Origin of the sequence: Trichlorobacter lovleyi (genome assembly GCF_015239775.1) — a bacterium.
Classification (GTDB): domain Bacteria; phylum Desulfobacterota; class Desulfuromonadia; order Geobacterales; family Pseudopelobacteraceae; genus Trichlorobacter; species Trichlorobacter lovleyi_B.
The window spans coordinates 582,792-601,975 of sequence record NZ_CP058409.1; the positions used below are offsets into that span (position 1 = coordinate 582,792).

17 protein-coding genes are annotated in these 19,184 nt (G+C 57.8%); 1 reads left to right on the forward strand and 16 read right to left on the reverse strand.

Going from position 1 to position 19,184, the window contains the following annotated elements; genetic code table 11:
- Positions 1–148: 148 nt before the first annotated feature.
- The 16 genes from ftsZ to mraZ all read right to left on the reverse strand — a co-directional run bounded on the left by ftsZ (position 149) and on the right by mraZ (position 18,087).
- Positions 149–1,312, reverse strand: coding sequence for a cell division protein FtsZ (gene ftsZ / locus FY034_RS02660; protein WP_265553547.1), 1,164 nt, complete (start codon positions 1,310–1,312; stop codon positions 149–151).
- Between the two features lie 83 nt (positions 1,313–1,395).
- Positions 1,396–2,631: a cell division protein FtsA gene (gene ftsA, locus FY034_RS02665; protein WP_265553548.1), complete on the reverse strand. Its 1,236-nt coding sequence runs from the start codon at positions 2,629–2,631 to the stop codon at positions 1,396–1,398.
- A gap of 35 nt (positions 2,632–2,666) precedes the next feature.
- A complete protein-coding gene (locus FY034_RS02670) occupies positions 2,667–3,494 on the reverse strand; it encodes a cell division protein FtsQ/DivIB (RefSeq protein WP_265553549.1) in 828 nt (275 codons plus the stop codon).
- Positions 3,494–4,435 carry a D-alanine--D-alanine ligase gene (locus tag FY034_RS02675; protein WP_265553550.1) on the reverse strand — a complete coding sequence of 314 codons (942 nt, stop codon included), beginning with the start codon at positions 4,433–4,435 and terminating at the stop codon, positions 3,494–3,496. The genes FY034_RS02670 and FY034_RS02675 overlap by 1 nt, the downstream gene beginning before the upstream one ends.
- Positions 4,432–5,340: a UDP-N-acetylmuramate dehydrogenase gene (gene murB / locus FY034_RS02680; RefSeq protein ID WP_265553551.1), complete on the reverse strand. Its 909-nt coding sequence runs from the start codon at positions 5,338–5,340 to the stop codon at positions 4,432–4,434. Before murB ends, FY034_RS02675 begins: the two co-directional genes overlap by 4 nt.
- Complete coding sequence (gene murC / locus FY034_RS02685; RefSeq protein WP_265553553.1) at positions 5,340–6,710, reverse strand: UDP-N-acetylmuramate--L-alanine ligase; 1,371 nt, start codon at positions 6,708–6,710, stop codon at positions 5,340–5,342. The genes murB and murC overlap by 1 nt, the downstream gene beginning before the upstream one ends.
- Positions 6,695–7,798, reverse strand: a complete 1,104-nt coding sequence (murG, locus tag FY034_RS02690; protein WP_265553554.1) for an undecaprenyldiphospho-muramoylpentapeptide beta-N-acetylglucosaminyltransferase — start codon at positions 7,796–7,798, stop codon at positions 6,695–6,697. The genes murC and murG overlap by 16 nt, the downstream gene beginning before the upstream one ends.
- Positions 7,795–8,940 (reverse strand): putative lipid II flippase FtsW, encoded by a 1,146-nt coding sequence (ftsW, locus tag FY034_RS02695; protein ID WP_265553555.1) that lies wholly within the window; start codon positions 8,938–8,940, stop codon positions 7,795–7,797. The genes murG and ftsW overlap by 4 nt, the downstream gene beginning before the upstream one ends.
- Before the next feature lie 3 nt (positions 8,941–8,943).
- Entirely contained in the window at positions 8,944–10,284 is a 1,341-nt protein-coding gene (murD, locus tag FY034_RS02700; RefSeq protein WP_265553556.1) for a UDP-N-acetylmuramoyl-L-alanine--D-glutamate ligase, read from the reverse strand.
- A gap of 1 nt (position 10,285) precedes the next feature.
- Positions 10,286–11,362: a phospho-N-acetylmuramoyl-pentapeptide-transferase gene (mraY, locus tag FY034_RS02705; RefSeq protein ID WP_265553557.1), complete on the reverse strand. Its 1,077-nt coding sequence runs from the start codon at positions 11,360–11,362 to the stop codon at positions 10,286–10,288.
- 4 nt (positions 11,363–11,366) lie between these two features.
- Entirely contained in the window at positions 11,367–12,755 is a 1,389-nt protein-coding gene (locus FY034_RS02710) for a UDP-N-acetylmuramoyl-tripeptide--D-alanyl-D-alanine ligase (protein WP_265553558.1), read from the reverse strand.
- A gap of 1 nt (position 12,756) precedes the next feature.
- Complete coding sequence (locus FY034_RS02715; protein ID WP_265553559.1) at positions 12,757–14,277, reverse strand: UDP-N-acetylmuramoyl-L-alanyl-D-glutamate--2,6-diaminopimelate ligase; 1,521 nt, start codon at positions 14,275–14,277, stop codon at positions 12,757–12,759.
- A gap of 9 nt (positions 14,278–14,286) precedes the next feature.
- On the reverse strand, positions 14,287–16,275 hold the full coding sequence (locus FY034_RS02720; RefSeq protein WP_265553561.1) for a penicillin-binding protein: 1,989 nt from the start codon (positions 16,273–16,275) through the stop codon (positions 14,287–14,289).
- 31 nt (positions 16,276–16,306) lie between these two features.
- Positions 16,307–16,645 carry a cell division protein FtsL gene (gene ftsL / locus FY034_RS02725; protein WP_265553563.1) on the reverse strand — a complete coding sequence of 113 codons (339 nt, stop codon included), beginning with the start codon at positions 16,643–16,645 and terminating at the stop codon, positions 16,307–16,309.
- A gap of 20 nt (positions 16,646–16,665) precedes the next feature.
- A complete protein-coding gene (gene rsmH / locus FY034_RS02730) occupies positions 16,666–17,607 on the reverse strand; it encodes a 16S rRNA (cytosine(1402)-N(4))-methyltransferase RsmH (protein ID WP_265553564.1) in 942 nt (313 codons plus the stop codon).
- Positions 17,608–18,087, reverse strand: coding sequence for a division/cell wall cluster transcriptional repressor MraZ (gene mraZ, locus FY034_RS02735; protein ID WP_265555203.1), 480 nt, complete (start codon positions 18,085–18,087; stop codon positions 17,608–17,610).
- A gap of 487 nt (positions 18,088–18,574) precedes the next feature.
- Here mraZ and FY034_RS02740 point away from each other — a divergent pair, with 487 nt between their 5' ends.
- On the forward strand, positions 18,575–19,138 hold the full coding sequence (locus FY034_RS02740; protein ID WP_265553566.1) for a 5' nucleotidase, NT5C type: 564 nt from the start codon (positions 18,575–18,577) through the stop codon (positions 19,136–19,138).
- The last annotated feature ends 46 nt before the right edge of the window (positions 19,139–19,184 follow it).

Genomic DNA, 19,184 nt, shown 5'->3' on the forward strand with positions numbered 1-19,184 from the left:
AGAGGTCGTTGCCTTTGAATTTCCTGTTGTCCTGGCTTCAGCCCTGCTGGCGTTGTTGCATATAACCTGGTCAACCTGCTGTCCCTAGAACAAAAAAAAGCGGCCTTCGAGAGCGAAGGCCGCTTTTTTGTATCTGTTCAGGGAGGTGCTAGTCCACCGATTTTCTCAGAAACGTAGGAATGTCATAGGCGTCTTCGTCATCAAAGGAGACCGACCCGACGTGGCGGGTAGGGCGGGGCCCCTCGGTCTTCTGGCGATCGCGGATGAAGGTCGGCGTATCGATGCTGACAACGGTATTCGGTTTGGCAACAGCGGCAATGCTGCTGAAGTTGCGGTTGCGCTCGGTCTCACCAAACTTGTCGCCAAAGCCGGTTACAATGGCCGTTACCTTGATGGTCTCGCCCAAGGTCTCATCAATCACCACACCGATGATGATATTGGCGTCCTCATGGACTTTTTCATGGACCGTCTTGTTGACCGCATCAAAATCGTCCATGGTCATGCTGGATGAACCGGTGATATTGACCAGTACTCCTTTGGCACCTGAGACGTCAATGTCTTCGAGCAGTGGCGACGAGATCGCCTTGACAGCAGCCTCGATGGCCCGGTTATCACCCTCGGCGATACCGATGCCCATCATGGCCATGCCACGCTCGCTCATGATTGCCTTCACGTCGGCAAAGTCGACGTTGATGAAACCTGAGGTGGTGATCAGGTCTGAGATGCCCTGCACCGCCTGACGCAGGACGTCATCGGAAGGTTTGAATGCGTCAAGGATACCCAGCGAACGCGGGGCGATGCTGATCAGGCGGTCATTGGGGATGATGATCAGTGAGTCGACATGTTGCTTCAGGGCGCGGACACCTTCGTCGGCCTTGGCCATCCGCTGCTTGCCTTCACGGGAAAACGGTTTGGTGACAATACCGACGGTGAGCGCACCGGCTTCACGGGCCGCCTCTGCAATGACCGGCGCTGCACCGGTACCGGTGCCGCCGCCCATGCCGGCTGCGATGAAGATCATGTCGGCACCACGCAGCATGTCAACCAGCTTGTCCTTGTCTTCCAGGGCTGCGTCGCGGCCGACATTGGGGTTGGCCCCGGCGCCAAGTCCCTTGGTCAGCTGACCGCCCAACTGAACTTTTACCGGTGCCTTCGAGGAGCGGAGTGCCTGGGCATCGGTATTGGCAACTATAAATTCCACCTTGTTCATGCCGCTGGTCACCATGGTGTTAACGGCATTGCCGCCTCCACCACCTACTCCGATGACCTTGATGACCGCACTCTGCTCGATGGTCTCGTCAAATTCGAACATCCGCTCCCCCTTGTGTAGTGTCAAGATAAGTTGTCAGGGCTGTCTTATGCTTGTGGTACGATCCCATAGCGCCCGGGTGTGTCTTAGAAAAACTCGCGGAACCAGCTTTTCATCCGCCGTGTGGTGGTGTTGAAGATGCTGTCTTCCGATTTGGCAGCTGGAAACTCGCGCGGTCCCTGGTTGCGGCTGCCGTAGACAATCAGTCCGACTCCGGTTGAATATACTGGTGAATTGACAACGTCGGTGAGCCCTCCGATATGTTGGGGTAGACCGCGTCGGACCGGCAGGTTGAAGATCTGTTCAGCCAGCTCAGGCATGCCTTCAAGTATACTCGATCCACCGGTAATTACAACCCCAGATGCAATGGAGTCTTCCAATCCTGATTTAATAATTTCACGATTCACTAAGGAAAACAGCTCCTCAACCCGGGGACCTAAAATTTCACATAACACGTTACGGGACAGTTCCCGCGGTTTGCGTCCCCCGACACTGGGAACTTCGATCTTTTCGTCCTTGCCCACCAGTGCGGACAGGCAGCAGCCCTGATTGCGTTTGATCTTTTCCGCCTCTGCAAACGGTGTGCGCAGCCCCACCGCAATGTCGTTGGTCAGCTGATTGCCGCCCAAAGAGATGACAGAGGTATATTTGATGGCGCCATCGCCAAAAATAGCGATATCGGTGGTACCGCCGCCGATATCAACCAGACAGACCCCCAGCTCTTTTTCATCGGCGGACAGGACCGCCTCCGATGAGGCCAGCTGTTCAAGCACGATATCGGCAACATCCAAGCCGGCCCGGTTGCAGGATTTGACGATATTCTGGGCGCTGGCAACCGCACCGGTGACGATATGTACCTTGGCCTCCAGTCGCACGCCGCTCATTCCCAGCGGCTCACGGATACCGTCCTGCTCATCAATGATGAACTCCTGCGGCAGGATATGGATCACCTCGCGGTCCATCGGGATGGCGATCGCCTTGGCCGCGTCAATCACCCGCTTGACATCCTCCTGCGACACTTCGCGGTTTTTGATGGCGATGACACCCTGGGAGTTGATCCCTTTGATATGGCCGCCGGCGATACCGGCGTAGACCGATTTGATTTCGCAACCGGCCATCAGCTCGGCCTCTTCAATGGCCTTTTTGATGGAAGCCACGGTGCTTTCGATATTGATGACCACACCCTTGCGCAGGCCACTGGAGGGGCTGGTGCCGATACCGACGATTTCGATGCCGTCTTCGGTATGGTTGCCGACAATGGCACAGATCTTGGTTGTACCGATATCCAGGCCAACGATCAGGTTGTCTCTTTTGGCGGACATGTTATTCCTCCCATGTAAGGACTGAACGAAGCTGTTCAGCCCTTTTTGACCACGATCCGGTCGCTGTAGTCCAGGTCAATGTACTGCAGCCCCGGCCGTTGAGTCATCAGATTCTGGTAAATACGTGCAAAGCGTTGCAGCTTTTTGTCGAAGTCATCGGTTCCGATTTTTACAGGCAGGGCACCGGCAGTGGTATACAGCGTAAAACCGTGGCCCCTATCGTAATGAATCTCGGATACATCCGCAAGGATAAATGATCCATGCTGTTTCAGTGCGGCAATCAGGTCACAGGCAGTTTTGAGCGCCTCTTTGGTGGCAGCCGGATCGCTGTTCAGATCATCTTCGACTATGCCGGTCACCACCGGGAAGTCGAGACTGTCCCCGAAATTAAGCGGTTTGAACGGTTCACCTTTATCATCCAGATAGTACAGCAGCCCCATGTTGATGACCGCTACAGGATGCCGTTCGGTGATGCTGACGGCAACGGTCCCCGGAAAGAAACGCTGGACGCGCACCGAGGCGACCCAGGGGTTGGATGAGACCTGCTGTCCGATGGTCTTGAGGCGCAGCGTCAGCAGATTCTGGCCCGCTGTGACGCCGGTCAGTGCCACAATCTCATCGTGTGTCAGCCGCTGCATGCCCCTGACTTCCACCTTCTGAACCGGGAAGGTGGTGGCCTTTGACAGCGCATGCATCGAGGCTGCCAGCAGACCGCCGATCAAAATCAGGAGACCGGCCCTGCTGCCGACCCGCATGAGCGGCAACAGATACTTGCGCAGGTCAACCGGCTCCTTCTTGACCTTCAGCTTGTTCGACGCCACTTTTTTGCCCTTGTGGCTGCCGATATGCCTCAGATCGGTCATCACCCCGCCTGACCCGTCTTGAGTGCTGCCGAGCAGGCGATCTGCTCCACCAGCGCCTCGAATGAAAGTCCGGCACCTTTTTGTGCAATTTCCGGCAGAAGCGACAGGGCGGTCATGCCGGGCAGGGTGTTGACCTCCAGCAGGTAGCAGTCACCGTTTTCCGTAACCAGAAAATCCACCCGGCAATAGCCGTCGCAGCCCAACGACTGATGCGCCTGCAATCCTTGCTGTTGTACTTTTTGGTAGAGCGGCTCGGCAAGGCGGGCAGGGAAAATATGCTCAGCCATGCCGTCACTGTATTTGGCCTCAAAATCGTAGAACTCGTTCTTTGGTACGATCTCGATGGCGCCGATCGGTTGATTCGCCAGAATGCCGACCTGGACCTCCTGGCCTTTGATGTACTTTTCCACCAGTACCAGCGTGTCATACCGGAAGGCGTCATCCAGGGCAGTCTGGAGATCCTCCGGCCTTTTCACGATGGCGACACCGACTGATGAGCCTTCCTGAACCGGCTTGACCACCACCGGCAGGCTGAACGGCAGCTGTTCAGCGCTGCAGCGATCTCCCTGCCTGACCGTTACGTAGGGTGTGATGGTCAGACCGGCAGCAGCAAAGGCCTGCTTGCTGTAGAGCTTGTGCATGGCAAGGGCACTGGCCAGCACACCGGAGCCGGTGTAGGGGATCTGCATCAGTTCCAGCAGTCCCTGAATACAGCCATCCTCACCGTACCGGCCGTGTAGTGCAATGAAGGCCAGATCGATCTTTTCATCCCGCAGCATGACCGCCACATTATGGCGCACATCCAGGGCCGTGCTGTCATAGCCCATTGCCAGTAAGGCCTGATGGACTGCCATGCCGCTTTTGAGCGAGACATCCCGTTCGGCCGACAGTCCCCCCATCAACACACCGATCCGCTTCTGTTTCAGTTCATCACGCGTCATTGCCCGCACTCCCCGCTGTCAAGCAGCTGCACTTCTTCCTCAAGCTCGATACCAGATGTCGCCTTAACCCGTTCCTTGACCGCTGCCGCCAGTGCCCGAAAATCTGCAGCAGTGGCATTGCCGCGGTTTATCAGGAAGTTGGTGTGTACGTCACTGACCTGGGCATTGCCGATACTGAACCCACGCAAACCGGCCTGATCAATCAGGCGCCAGGCCGACTCGCCGGGCGGGTTTTTAAAAAATGAACCGGCATTGGGAAACTTCACATTTTGTGTGGCCCAGCGCAGCCCCAGCTGTTCTTCCATCCTGCTGCGCACCGCCTGAAGCGAGTCTTCGGTCAGCTGTAACGTGACCGCGATGATCACGCTGTTGCCAGGCATCTCAAAACAACGGTAACCGTAGGTCAGCTGCTCACGCGGCAGTTCTCTGAACTGCCCCTGATCCAGCAGTGTCACGGTTTTCACGACACTGAAGATATCACTGCCGTGGGCGCCGGCGTTCATACGCACCGCCCCCCCCACGCTGCCCGGAATACCGATCAGGAACTCAACTCCGCTCAGGCCGAGCTCTGCCACCGCCCGTGCCAGGGATTGGTTGCTGGCCCCTGCCTCGATGGTTACAACGGTGTTGTCAAGTTGCAGCCGGTTGATCCGCTTCAATGAGATGGCGCAACCGCGGAAACCTGCATCGCTTGGCAACAGGTTAAAGCCGCCGCCCAGTACAAAACGCGGAATCTGCTGCTGATCCAGCAGCGCCACCAGTCGCTGCAACTCCTCCCGTGAATCGGGAATCGCCAGCAGGTCCACCGGTCCCCCCACCTTCAGCGAGACATGTCTGGCAAGTGGTTCATGAAACAGCAGCTCTCCCTTGAACCAGTCCCTGATATGTTCAAGACCGGCCTGCATCAGAGTCTCTTCACCAGCTCTTCACCGGCCTGCCAGATGTTGCCGGCCCCCAGGGTGATCACGATGTCGCCTTCTTTGATGATCCCGGCCAGGTAATCAGGCAGGTCGTTCCGGTCGGCAATGTAGGTCACATCCCGCTGGCCATGACGACGGGTTTCCTCGGCCAGATGCTCGGCTGAGACGCCGGGGATCGGCTGCTCACTGGCAGCGTAGATGTCGGTCAGGATCAACAGATCGGCATCATAGAAGCAGGTCACAAACTCGTTGAACAGCTCCTTGGTGCGGCTGTAGCGGTGGGGCTGGAACGCCACCACCAGGCGCCGCTCCGGCCAGCCGTTGCGGGCCGCCCCCAGGGTGGCCCGGATCTCGGCAGGGTGGTGGCCGTAGTCATCCACCACCATGATTCCGTTTTTCTCCCCCTTGACGGTAAAGCGGCGGCCCACACCGCCAAACTGGGCAAAACCTTCCTGGATCTTGTCGAACGGTACATCCAGCTCCAGCGCCACAGCGGTACAGGCCAGGGCGTTCAGTACATTGTGGGCACCCGGCATGTTGAAGCTGATCTCGCCCAGGCGATAGCCCTTGTAATGAGCGGTAAAGGTGGTTTGAAAACCGTCCAGCTTGACATGGGTGGCGCGCAGGTCGGCCTGGGACGAGAGCCCGTAGGTCATGAAACGCTTCTTGATCCGGGGGATGATCTCGTTAATATTGCGGTCTTCCTGGCACAGCACCGCCAGACCGTAAAACGGCACCTTGTTGATGAATGAGACAAAGGTGTCTTTAATCTGCTCCAGTCCGCCGGTGTAGTAATCCAGATGGTCGGCATCGATGTTAGTTACCACGGCAATGGTGGGAGAAAGGGTCAGGAATGAGCCATCGGACTCATCCGCCTCAGCCACCAGGAATTTGCCCTGTCCCAGCTTGGCATTGCTGCCCAAGGTGTTCAACTTGCCGCCGATCACGATGGTCGGGTCGATCCCGGCATGGGTCAGCACGGTGGCCACCATCGAGGTGGTGGTGGTCTTGCCGTGGGTACCGGCAATGGCGATGCCGTACTTCATCCGCATCAGCTCTGCCAGCATTTCGGCCCGCGGGATGACCGGCACCATGCGGCGCTTGGCCTCGATCACCTCCGGGTTGTCGCCCTGCACCGCCGTTGAGGTGACCACCACATCCACGTTGGTCAGGTTTTCTGCTGCATGGCCGATGCAGATCTCGCCACCCAGGCTGCGCAACCGTTCCGTGGTGTCGCTCTCACGCAGGTCAGATCCGGATACCTTGTACCCCAGGTTCAGCAGCACTTCGGCAATACCGCTCATACCGATGCCGCCGATGCCCACAAAGTGGATTTTTTCTATGTTTCCGTACATGGCTGTACCCCTTCCAGCATCTGGTCAACAATTACCCGGGCCGCATCCAGGCGGGCCAGGGCAGCGGCATTTTCACCAATCAGCTTCAGTGCGTCGCGGTTCTCCATCAGCCTGGCAATGGCGTCTGACAAGCCTTTGCCGCCGATCTCCTGCTCCAACAGCATTTCACAGGCCCCCTGTTTAAGCAGCGCCTCGGCGTTCTTGCGTTGATGGTCGTCGGTGGCATGGGGAAACGGCACAAACAGGCAGGCCTTGCCCAGTGCCGTTACCTCGGCAATGGTGGTGGCCCCTGCACGGCAGATGATCAGATCTGCCTGACGGTAGGCGGCTGCCATGTCGTCAATAAAGGGACGGACATCGGCCTCAAGGCCGTTTGCCTGATAGTCTGACCGGACCTGCAGCAAGTCTGCCTCGCCGGTCTGATGGATGATCTTTAACCGTCTCTGCTGCTCCTGACTCAACTGTGCCACCACCTGGGGCAGCGCGACATTCAGGGCATGGGCCCCCTGGCTGCCGCCAAAGACGAACAGCTGGAACGCTTCGCTCCGCTGTTTTTCCTGTCCGTTTTTGGACAACATCTCCAGGATCTGTCTTCTGAGCGGGTTGCCGGTCAGTAACGTGCACTCCCTGGGAAAGAACTTTGCCGACTCCTCCAATGAGATAAAGACCTTGTTGGCCACCCGTGACAGAACCTTGTTGGACATGCCGGGCAGGGCGTTCTGCTCATGGATATAGCGTGGAATCTCCATCCCCCGCGCTGCCATGACCATCGGCAGGGAGGCATAGCCGCCCACTCCCAGCACCAGATCCGGCTGAAACCGATGCAGGATTTTACGGGACTGGGCGTAGCCGTAGATCATCATGGCCGCCCCCTTCAGCTTGGCCAGGCTGCCTTTGCCGCGAATACCGGCGGCCGAGATCAACTCCAGTTGATAACCCAGACGCGGGATCGTGCGTGCCTCGATACCCCGTTCCGATCCGACAAACAGCACCTGATTGGCTGGATCTCGTGACAGAAATTCCTCCGCCACCGCAATGCCGGGAAAAAGGTGTCCGCCGGTGCCGCCACCGGCCACGATCAGTTTCATTTTGCGTCCTTCCCGGTCAGCGGGGCCAGTTTCAGCCCGGCTGAGATGTTCAGCAGAATCCCCACGGCAAACAGACTGATCAATAACGAACTGCCGCCGTAGCTCAGGAATGGCAACGCCAGTCCCTTGGTCGGAAACAGTCCGGTCACCACCGCCATGTTGACTACAGCCTCAATGGCAAACAGTACGGCAATCCCCAATGCCAAAAACCGGCCAAAGGTGTCCTGGGCTGCCATGGCGATCCGCATCGCCCGTTGCACCAGGATAAAGAACATGCCGATGATTACGATCACACCGATAAACCCCAGCTCCTCACCGATCACTGAGAGGATGAAGTCGGTGTGGGCTTCCGGCAGGTAGAACAGCTTCTGTTTGCCTTCTCCCAGCCCCTGACCAAAGAACCCGCCTGCGCCGAAGGCGTATTTTGACTGGATAATCTGCCAGCCGATGCCGGTCGGATCCTGTTCCGGGTTCAGGAAGGCCTTGATCCGTTTCAGGCGGTAGGCCGAGTGAACCACCAGATAGATCACAAACGGCATCGCCACCATGCCGCTGCCCAGAATGAAAATCAGCCGCGTGCCGGCAGCAAACAGCATGATGATGGTGACTGCGGCCAGGGTCAGGGCAGCTCCCATATCCGGTTGCTTCAACAGCAGACCCAGCAGGACCATCAGAACCACTATGTAGGGCAGAAAGCCTGCTGACAACAGGCGGATCCGGTCCTGCTTCTTGTCGATCGAGTAGGCCATGTACATGATCAGTGCGATCTTGGTGAACTCTGATGGTTGCAGGTTGAAACCGGGCAGCCTGATCCAGCGCGAGGCCCCCTTGACCTTGCCGCCGATGCCGGGGATCAACACCAGCACCAAAAGGATCAGACTGACGAACAGCAGCGGTACTGCCCAGCGCCGCCAGACCTGATAGTCAATCCGCATGGTCACCAGTGCGCCGACGCAGCCCACCAGCGCAAAGAGCAGCTGCCGTTTCAGGAAATAGGCACCGTCATGGAAGTTCTTGGCTGCCATGACCGATGATGCCGAGTAGACCATCACGATCCCGAAGCTGGTCAACGCCACCACCATCAGCAGCAGCACCAGATCATACTCTGCCAGCCTGAATGGTTTGCGCAGGGGCTCAAACATCGCCTAGAGTCTCTTTACCGCTGCAATAAAACGCTGGGCCCGCTCCTCATAATCCTTGAACATATCAAAACTGGAGCAGGCCGGTGATAACAGCACCACCCCACCCGGCGAGGTCAGGCCGGCGCTGAGCTGCACCGCCTCTTCCAGTGTTGCGGCCTTGTGGGTGGCAGTGTAGTCACCAAGCTCCTGTTGCATCCGCTCGGCGGCTTCGCCGATCAGCACCAGGTGTCTGACCCGCTGCTGCACCAGTTCAGCCAGCGGTGCGTAGGACCCACCCTTGTCCTTGCCGCCGGCAATCAGGGTGATGTTCTCAAAGCTCTCCAGTGCCTTGGCAACACTGCCGACATTGGTGGCCTTGCTATCCTCAAAGTAGCGCACATCGGCCACTTCGCGCACAAACTCCATCCGGTGGTGCAGCGCCTCAAAACGGTTCAGCAGTTCCAGACTTGCCTCACTCTGACACCCCAGCAGCAGGCAACAGGCCAGGGCTGCCATGATGTTTTCCAGGTTATGTACCCCCTGCAGCCTGAAACCTGCCACCGGGATACTCAATTCCTGGCCCTTGTGACGGAATATCAGCTCCCCTTCACGGCTGAAGATCCCTTCAGCAAGCTCATGTCTGCGGCTGAACGGAAACAGCTGTGCCTTGAGTGATTGGGCAGCCTGCCAGACCAGCTCATCATCCCGGTTGACCACGGCAAAGTCGTCTGCGCTCTGATTTTCAAAGATCCGCAGCTTGGCGTTAATGTACTCCTGATAGCTCCGGTAGCGGTCGAGGTGGTCTTCAGTAATATTCAACAGGGCCGCTACCCTGGGTTTGAACTGTTCAATCCATTCCAGCTGGAAGGAGCTGATCTCAGCTGCAACCCGCTCGACCGCCTCACCGGAATCAGGCAGGTCAATCAGAGGATCGCCGATGTTGCCACCCACATAGGTGGTGAAGCCGTTGGCCCTGAACAGCTCACCCACCAGGGTGGTGGTGGTGGTCTTGCCGTTGGTGCCGGTGATGGCCACCAGTGGAGCCGTGATAAAACGGCTGGCAAGCTCGATCTCGCTCACTACCGCTACCCCGGCTTCTGTTGCCTTACGTAGCAGGGGGTGCTCCTGTGGCACGCCGGGGGATACCACCACCAGATCCGTTGCCGTGAAGTCGGCCTCATCATGATGTCCCAGCACCAGGCGGATATCCAGCCCTGCCAGTTCAGCCAGCACTGTTGCCAGGGCAGTTGCATCCCTCATGTCAGTGACGGTTACCCGTGCACCCTGCTGTGCCAGAAAACGGGCAGAGGCCACGCCGGTTTTGGCGAGGCCCATGACGGTTGTTTTTTTATTACGTAATTCCATGTCAGCGCATCTTCAGGGTTGAAATGGCCACCAGGGCCAGAATAATGGTGATGATCCAGAACCGGACAATGATCTTGGGCTCTGCCACCCCCTTCAGTTCAAAGTGATGGTGGATCGGCGCCATGCGGAAGATCCGTTTGCCACGGTATTTGTAGGAGCCGACCTGGAAAATCACCGAAAGCGCCTCAATCACAAAGATGCCGCCTACAATCACCAGCAGAATCTCCTGCTTGGTCAGGACCGCAATCACTCCCAGGGTGCCGCCCAGTGAAAGCGACCCCACATCCCCCATAAACACCTCTGCCGGATAGGAGTTGAACCAGAGAAAGCCCAGGCCGGCCCCCACCATGGCCCCGCAGATCACCGCCAGTTCACCGGCGCCAACCACGCGGGGGATCTGCAGATAGGCCGAAAGGGTTGCATGGCCGGCAATATAGGCAAACAGCATGTAGGTGGCCGCATTGATCGCCACCGGTCCGATTGCCAGTCCGTCCAGACCATCGGTCAGGTTGACGGCATTACTGGCACCTACAATCACCAGGGTTACAAACGGGATGAAAAATATCCCCAGGTCCGGGTGGAAGTTTTTGAAAAACGGCACATACAGCATCTCGTTGAAGCCCGGGTTGATGTAGAGGAATGCCGCCACGCCGCCTGCCAGTAACACCTGCCAGAACATCTTCTGTCTGGCCGAGAGCCCTTTGGTGTTCTTTTTTACCACCTTGAGATAGTCATCCATGAAGCCGATCAGGCCGTAGCCCACGATGATGAACAGGGTCAGCCAGACATAGACGTTGGTCAGGTCGGCCCAGAGCAGGGTCGGCAGGATGATGGCCGAGAGGATGATCAGGCCGCCCATGGTGGGGGTACCCTGTTTTTCCAGATGGGACTCCGGTCCGTCGGTCCGGATTACCTGCCGTGCCTGCAGCCCCTCCAGCTTGCGGATGATCCACGGTCCCAGGACAAAGCAGACGATCAGGGCCGTGATCATGGCGTAGATGGTCCTGAAGGTCAGATACTTGAAGATGTTCAGAATCTTCAGGTTGGATGCCAGGGGATAGAACAGGTGAAAGAGCATGGTGTTAGTCCTCCTGGCGCTCTGCTGCCCGAAGCAGTGCGGCTATTTTTTCCATCTTCATCCCCCGTGACCCTTTGAGCATGATCAGGTCGCCGTTGCCTGCATGGGCACACATATCCCTGGCGATCTCTTCGTGGCTTGCTGCAGAGATGATCGCCTCTGAAGCCAAACCGGCCTCTGCTGCAGCACGGGCGGTCTCTTTGGTGAGGCTGCCCAGCAGGTAGAGCCGGTCCGCAACCGAAGCGGCCTGGATGCCCAGCTGGCGATGCAGCTCCAGCTCATCGCTGCCCAGCTCCAGCATGTCCCCCAGTGCCACGAAGGCGCGTCTGCCGCCTTTGATTCCCTGCAGGGTTGTCAGGGCCGCAGCGCAGGAGGCCGGGTTTGCATTGTAGCTGTCGTCAATCAGCAACCTGTTGTTGGACAGCGCTTCCAGATGGAAGCGCCCGGTGTAGGGAACGAATGCCTCGAGCCCTTCGGCAATCGTCTCCAGGCCGACAAGCTCCAGCAGGCCGGCAGCTGCGGCAAGGGCGTTGTAGATGTTGTGCTGTCCCAGGGCCTTGAGCTGCAGCTCGATACTGCCCTTGGGGGTGATCAGCCTGAATGCCTGCCCCTCCGTGCCGATGGTCTGAATATCTTCAGCACGCACCTCACCGCGTTTGATGCCGAAGCTGATCCTGCGTGCGGAGGGGTTCTGGTGGAGCGAGGCGATGCGGGGGTCGTCGGCATTCACGACCGCAAGGCCGCCATCCTGTATCCGCTGCAGCAACTCGCCCTTGGCCTGTGCCACGGCCTCGACACTGCCCATGCTCTGCAGGTGGGCCGGAAAGGCGTTGAGCACGATGCCGATTGAAGGGCAGGCGATCTCTGCCAGCCGATCAATTTCACCCGGCTCACTCATCCCCATCTCCAGCACTGCCCAGCAATGTTCCGGTTTCAGCTGGAACAGCATCTGCGGCAGGCCGATCAGGTTATTCAGGTTGCCGCTGGTCTTCAACCCCTGGTCAACCTGGCCGAGAATGGCAGCCAGCATCTCTTTGGTGGTGGTCTTGCCATTACTGCCGGTGACTCCGATCATGGTCAGGGCAAAGCGCTTCCGGAAGGCGGCGGCAAGATCCCCCAGTGCGCGCAGGGTGTCGCGTACCGCAATGCAGCTCAGGGTTGCCGGAGGTTGCTGCTGGTGCAGCCAGGACTCATTGCACAGACTGACCTGGATCCGTCGTTCTGCAAGCCCGTTGATATAGTCATGACCGTCAAAACGGTCTCCCCGTAACGGTACAAACAGCTCACCGGGCTTGATGGTGCGCGAATCAGTTGAGATACCGCTTACCGGCGCGGCATCAGGCCCGATCAATCGACCATGGGTGATGGTTGTCAGTTGTTCCGGGGTGAACATGTCAGATCCGCTCCCTGAATGCATTGGCTGCTTCCTCACGGTCGTCAAAGTGATGTTTGGTCTGACCGATGATCTGGTAGTCCTCATGCCCCTTGCCTGCCAACAGCAGGATGTCGCCCGGCCGGGCCAGTCGCACAGCGAGTTTGATCGCCTCACGGCGGTTTTCAAGCATGACAAATCCCTTGACGTCAGGGCTGACGTCGAGCTCGTTCAGGCTGTACTCACGCAGTCCCAGCGGGAGAATCCCCTCGCGGATCTGGCGCAGAATATCGTGGGGATCTTCGGTGCGCGGATTGTCGGAGGTGACAATGGCCAGATCGGAGTAGCTGGCCGCAACCCGCCCCATGATCGGCCGTTTGCCGTTGTCCCGGTCGCCACCGCAACCAAATACGGTGATGATTCTGGCGGTGGCCAGCTCCTGCAGGGTACTCAGAACATTTTCAAGGGCATCACCGGTGTGGGCATAGTCAACCAGGCAGGTTATCCCACTGCTGTTTTCCACCCGCTCCAGCCGGCCCGGTACCGTGGTGTGCTGTTCAATCCCCTGCACTATGGCAGTCAGGGGCAGTTTGAGCGCTATTCCGGCTGCAGCGGCAGCCAGGATGTTTGAGAGGTTGAAGCCACCCAGCAGCCGGGAATGAAACCGCTGCCCACCCTGCGGCGTCACCAGCAGTGCGCTGATGCCGTCAACCGATGAGGTCATCTCACGGACCGTCACCTCGGACCCGGGAGCCCGTCCGTAACGGATAACCGGGCAGGCGGCTGCCCGGATGAACTCCTCTGCTGCCGGATCATCGTTGTTAATGACGGCATGACGCAACGGCGTCCGGTCGTCCGGTCTCAACAATTCGCTGAACAGGCGCTGCTTTGCGCTGCCGTAGGCCTGCATGGTGCCATGGTAGTCCAGGTGGTCACGGGTCAGGTTGGTAAAAACGCCGACATCAAAGACCGAACCATCAACCCTGCGTTGCTCAAGGCTGTGGGAGGAGACCTCCATCACAAACGCCCGCGCACCTGCATCGGCCAGCTGGCGGAAGATGCCCTGCAGTTCAGTGGATTCCGGCGTGGTATGGCTGGCTTCGATACAGGTACTGCCAAAGCGGTAGCTGATGGTGCCCAGCACAGCAGCCGGCAGGCCGGCAGCACTGAGGATCCCTTCCAGCAGGTAGCTGGTGGTGGTCTTGCCGTTGGTGCCGGTGATGCCGATCAGCGGCAGGTCACGGGTCGGGTTGCCAAAAAAACCGGCGGCCATCAGTGCCATGGCCTGGCGCCCGTTTGCCACCTGTACCCAGGGAGTCTGCGCAGGTGCATAGCTCGTATCTTCCAGCACCACGGCGGCGGCACCGGCAGCAACCGCCTGGGAGATGAAGCGGTGGCCGTCAACCTTGCTGCCGTGCAGGGCGAAGAAGAGTGTGCCTGATGTCACCTGGCGCGAGTCACAGGTAAGTGCAGAAACCGTGACGCCCAGGTCGCCGTGACTGGCTTGTAGTGGTATCTCATGCAGCAGTTGTTCAAGTCGCATCTTGGTTCCTTATACTGCGGGTGCCAGGCGGACCCAGATTTCGTCCGAACCGTGGATAACCTGTCCAGGCTGTGGATGCTGCTCAATGACGCGTCCGCTGCCGCGCAGCTGCAGGTTGAGCTGGCGTTTTTCCATAATCTGGAGGACGCGGCGCATACTCATGCCCCTGAAGTCAGGCATGGCGGTTCCGGCACCGGCAACCTCGATACTGCCGCCCTCTTCGGCATCCGCTGCTGCCGATGTTTGTGCCGCTGCTATCGGTACTGCCTGCACGGTCGTTGATTTCGGCAGCTCACAGGCCTTGCCCACACCGGCGGCCTTCAGGTAGCACAGGGTATTGAAGGCGATCTCCCGGAATGCCGGGGCCGCAACTACCCCGCCGTAGGGGCTGGTAGCAGGCTCGTCGATTACCACCAGAATAGTCAGAAGCGGTTTCTCCGCCGGTACAAAACCAACAAACGAGGCGGTTCGTTTGGTGGCTGAATAACCGTGGCTGACCGGGTCAACCTTCTGTGCGGTGCCGGTCTTGCCTGCCACCCTGAAGCCGTCTATGGCGGCATTCGTGGCCGTGCCGCCTTTCTGGGTGACCCCTTCCATCATCTGGGTCATGGTCGCGGCGGTCTGGGTTGAGATCACCCGCCGGACCGTTTGAGGCTCAAAACGCTGCAGTTCCAGTCCGGCGCTGTCGGTAACCCGCTCCACGAGGTACGGTTTCATCAACAGACCGCCATTGGCCACTGCTGAGGTGGCAGCCACCAGCTGCAGGGCTGTGGCTGAAACCCCCTGGCCAAAGGAGATGGTCGCTATATCGGTGCCGTACCAGCGACTGACCGGACGCAGGCCGCCGGAGGCCTCTCCGGGCAGATCAATGCCGCTCTTGTCACCAAACCCGAACGCCTTCAGGTAACGGTGCAGACGGTCTTCACCCAGTTTCAGGCCGATCTTGGCTGATCCGATGTTGCTGGAGTATTTCAGGACCTCCGCAACGGAGACCCGCCCGTGCGGGTGGTCATCCCTGATGATCCGGCCGCCGAACGAGTACCTGCCATTCTCGCAGTTGATGCCATCCTGGGGCCTGACCAGCTTTTCTTCCAATGCTGCAGACAGCAGAAAGACCTTGAAGGTTGAGCCGGGCTCAAAACTGTCACTCACACAGCGGTTGCGCAGGTTAAGCGAGGGATACTGCCTGAATGAGTTCGGGTTGAAGGTCGGGTAATTGGCCATGGCCAGCACCTTGCCGGTCCAGGGGTCCATGACCAGGGCCATGCCGCTTTTTGCCCTGCTGCCTTCCACTGCCTTGGCAAGCTCTTTTTCGGTAAAATACTGGATGTTTTTATCCAGCGTCAGATACAGATTTTTCCCCGGGGCCGCATCCTGGACCACGGCGCTTCTGATGGCAACATCCCGTCCCAGGGCATCCCGCTCGGTCAGCAGATAGCCGGTTTTGCCCAGGATGGTGGTGTCGTAGCGGCGTTCAAGCCCTTCCAGGCCGCCTGGGTCCATGCCGGTAAATCCCAGGACATGGGATGCCATCTCAAAGTTGGGGTAAAAGCGTTTGTTCTCTTTGACAAAGCCGATGCCGGCCAGTTTGAGCTGCTTTATTTTTGATGTTGTCTCCGGCGGCAACTGACGGGCAAGCCAGGTGAAACTCTTCTCCGAATCCAGCTTGCGCTGCAGTTCATGCTGGGGGATCTGGATGAACGGAGCAAGTGCTGTTGCCGTTCCTGCCGGGTCAGTGATCCGTTTGGGCTCAGCGTAGAGCGAGTCCATTTCCAGTGAAACGGCCAGGGCTGCGCCGGTCCGGTCAAAGATCCCGCCCCGTGCCGGTGTGATCGGAATGGTGCGGTTGTGCTGCCGTTCTGCCAGTTTGATCAGCTGGTCGTGTTGAACCACCTGCAGATAGAAACTGCGTGCAGTGACTGCCAGGAAGCCGCAGGCAAACAGGCAGGAAACCATGATGATCCTGACCCGTGCCCACTTTTCCCTGTCGTTTTTCATACGCGGCTCCCTGCGCTTGCTGGTACAGCTGTCATTTTACCAGTATCACCTGCTGATCCTGGGGAACGGTCATACCTAAGTCCCGCTTTGCAATTACCTCGATCCTTGCAGGGGTTTTGAGGGACTCCGCCTCCAGTTTCAGCTGTTTCTGCTCCTGTTCCAGATCCTTCAGCTGACGGCTTGCCTCACCGATCTGCAGGTTGAGTTCAATCAGACGGAACCGTGACCAGACATGAAAGATGGATACAACGGTCAACAACAGCATGCAGACCATCAGGAATTTGACAATATCCATCCGGCGTGGCGCCAGATCAGTCCCCAGGTGACTGGGGAAGGTAAGTTTGGTGCTGTCGGTTTTTACCATGCCCATAGTGAGACCTCCTTCGGGAACTAGCCCAATTTTTCAGCTACTCGCAACTTGGCGCTGCGTGCGCGGGGGTTGCGGTCAGTTTCTTCTGGCCCGGCAATCACCGGACGTCCGGTCAGGATGCGTAGTTGCGGCTTTTTGTTGCAGACGCAGTAGGGCATCCTGGGGGGACAGGTGCAGCCGGTTGCTGCCTCACGAAACAGATGCTTCACGATCCGGTCCTCAAGCGAGTGGAAGGAGATCACGGCAATCCGCCCTCCCGCTTTCAGGGCTGCTATCCCTGCCCTGACCCCCTGTTCCACCTGTTCAAGCTCCTGATTGACGGCAATTCTCAGGGCCTGAAAGGTGCGGGTTGCCGGATGAATCCGCTCTTCGTGAAACCGGCGTGGAATCGTACCGGCTACAAGGTCAGCCAGTTGCAATGTGGTGGTAATCGGTGTTTCCTGGCGTGCCTGTACGATCCTCAGGGCTATTTTCTTTGCCCAGCGTTCCTCGCCAAACTCCTTGATGATCTGTTCCAGTTCCCCGGCAGAACAGTCCTGCAGCAGGTCTGCAGCAGAGTCGCCGCAGGAACGGTCCATCCGCATATCCAACGGTCCGTCAAGGCGGAAACTGAAGCCGCGCTCATCGGTGTCCAGTTGGTGTGACGAGACGCCGAGATCAAGCAGTAACCCGTCAAGGGCGCTGATTCCTTCCTGCTGCAACAGCGCAGTCAGATCCCCAAAGCTGCCTTGAAGCGGCCTGAAACAACTCCCAAAACGACGCAGCCGTTCAGATGCAGCGGCCAAGGCCGCCGGGTCGCGGTCAATACCGATCAACAGGCCATCCGGGCCGATCTTTTCCAGAATCAGTTCGCTATGCCCGCCGCCACCCAGGGTGCCATCCAGGTAGATGCCGCCGGGGCGGGGTGCCAGTTGCTCCATGACCTCCCGGGCCAGCACTGACAGGTGGTGAAATTCCTCCATCTATATGCCAAGTGCTGCAAGTGCAGCCGAATCCTGCGGGAAGTTGCGCTCATCCTGGGCATTGACACGTGCGTAGGTCTCGCTGGCCCAGATGTCGAAACGTCGGCCCATGCCAACAAAGTACAGATCTCGTCCAAGGTTGGCATGAATCCGGAGCGCGGGCGGGATCAGTACCCGCCCCAGCTTGTCGGCGGTACATTCCTGGGCCGGTCCCAATACCAGGCGTTTCAGGCTGTTCAGCTGTGCCAGCGGCAGTTCACCCTCATTGGCCTGGATCTTTTTCTCCAGTTCCCGCCATTCGCCCAGCGGATAGACGGAAAGGCCGCGGCCGTAACTGCCATCATCGAAATCCACGGGCGAGGCCTTGGTGACGACAAAACGCTCGTCACCAAACTCCGTAACCAAGACCTCCCGGAATCTGGCCGGGATGCTGGTACGCCCTTTCGCATCGATGGTAGTCAGGCTTTCGCCACCAAACATGGTCACCCTTTCGCTACTGTTTGCCACTAATTTCCACTTTTTTCCACTTTGCGGCAAAACTATACCAGTAGTCAAGCTGCTGTCAAGAATAAAACTTCCATTGTTTTACTTGTTTTGTTCCTGGAACCATAAACTTGTAAATTTCCAATTTTATGGTTCTTTTTGCCATTACAAAGATATGGTTCTCTATGGTGTTAGAAGTTCAATCGGTGTGTTGGATTGTTGTTGATAAACGGTTACTCTTGGCGTAGTTGATATGTAGATATACAACATTGGCCCTTCGGTCACTTTCATCTGGGATGCTGGGTTATTTGACCTCTATCACTACGATTTCAACATCCATGGCCATCACCACAACAACTTGGATCGTAAAGAGGGAGGAAAGCTCACGAAAATGCACCGACTGGTCATGCTTAAGCAGGAGTATAAATCTGTAAATCTGGTTCAGATTTTCGAAAATGCCGGAAGGAGGTGTTGAATCCAAGCCATGAAACGCCCCAAAATTGCACTCTTCGACCTTGACGGTACCCTAGCCGACTATGATGGCCAACTGCTGAAGGATCTCCAGAAGATTGCTTCACCCCATGAACCGCCACCGGTTCTTTATCAGGATATCCCCTACCTTGAAGCCCGCCGCCACGTCATCACCTCGCAGTCCGGCTGGTTCCGCCACCTTCCTAAATTTAAACTGGGCTGGGATGTATTGGAGATAGCCAAAGAGATCGGCTACTCGATCTCCATCCTTACCAAGGCTCCCTCACGGAAGCATGCTGCCTGGTCGGAAAAGGTAGAGTGGTGTGCCAATCACTTGGAAGAATACATTGACGGGGTTACCATCGCCCATGACAAGGGGATGGTCTACGGAGCCTTGCTGGTTGATGACTGGCCCGAATATGTAGAAGCCTGGCTGAAACACCGGCCTCGTGGGTTGGTGATCATGCCGGCGAATGGCTACAACGTCGGATTCAGCCATCCCAATGTAGTGCGGTATGACGGTACCAACCTTGAAGAGGTGAGGCAGCGGATGCAGGAAAGATATAATGCCGCTTGATGCACAATCCACTGTATATGGCTTATATCAATAGATTATTTTGGAT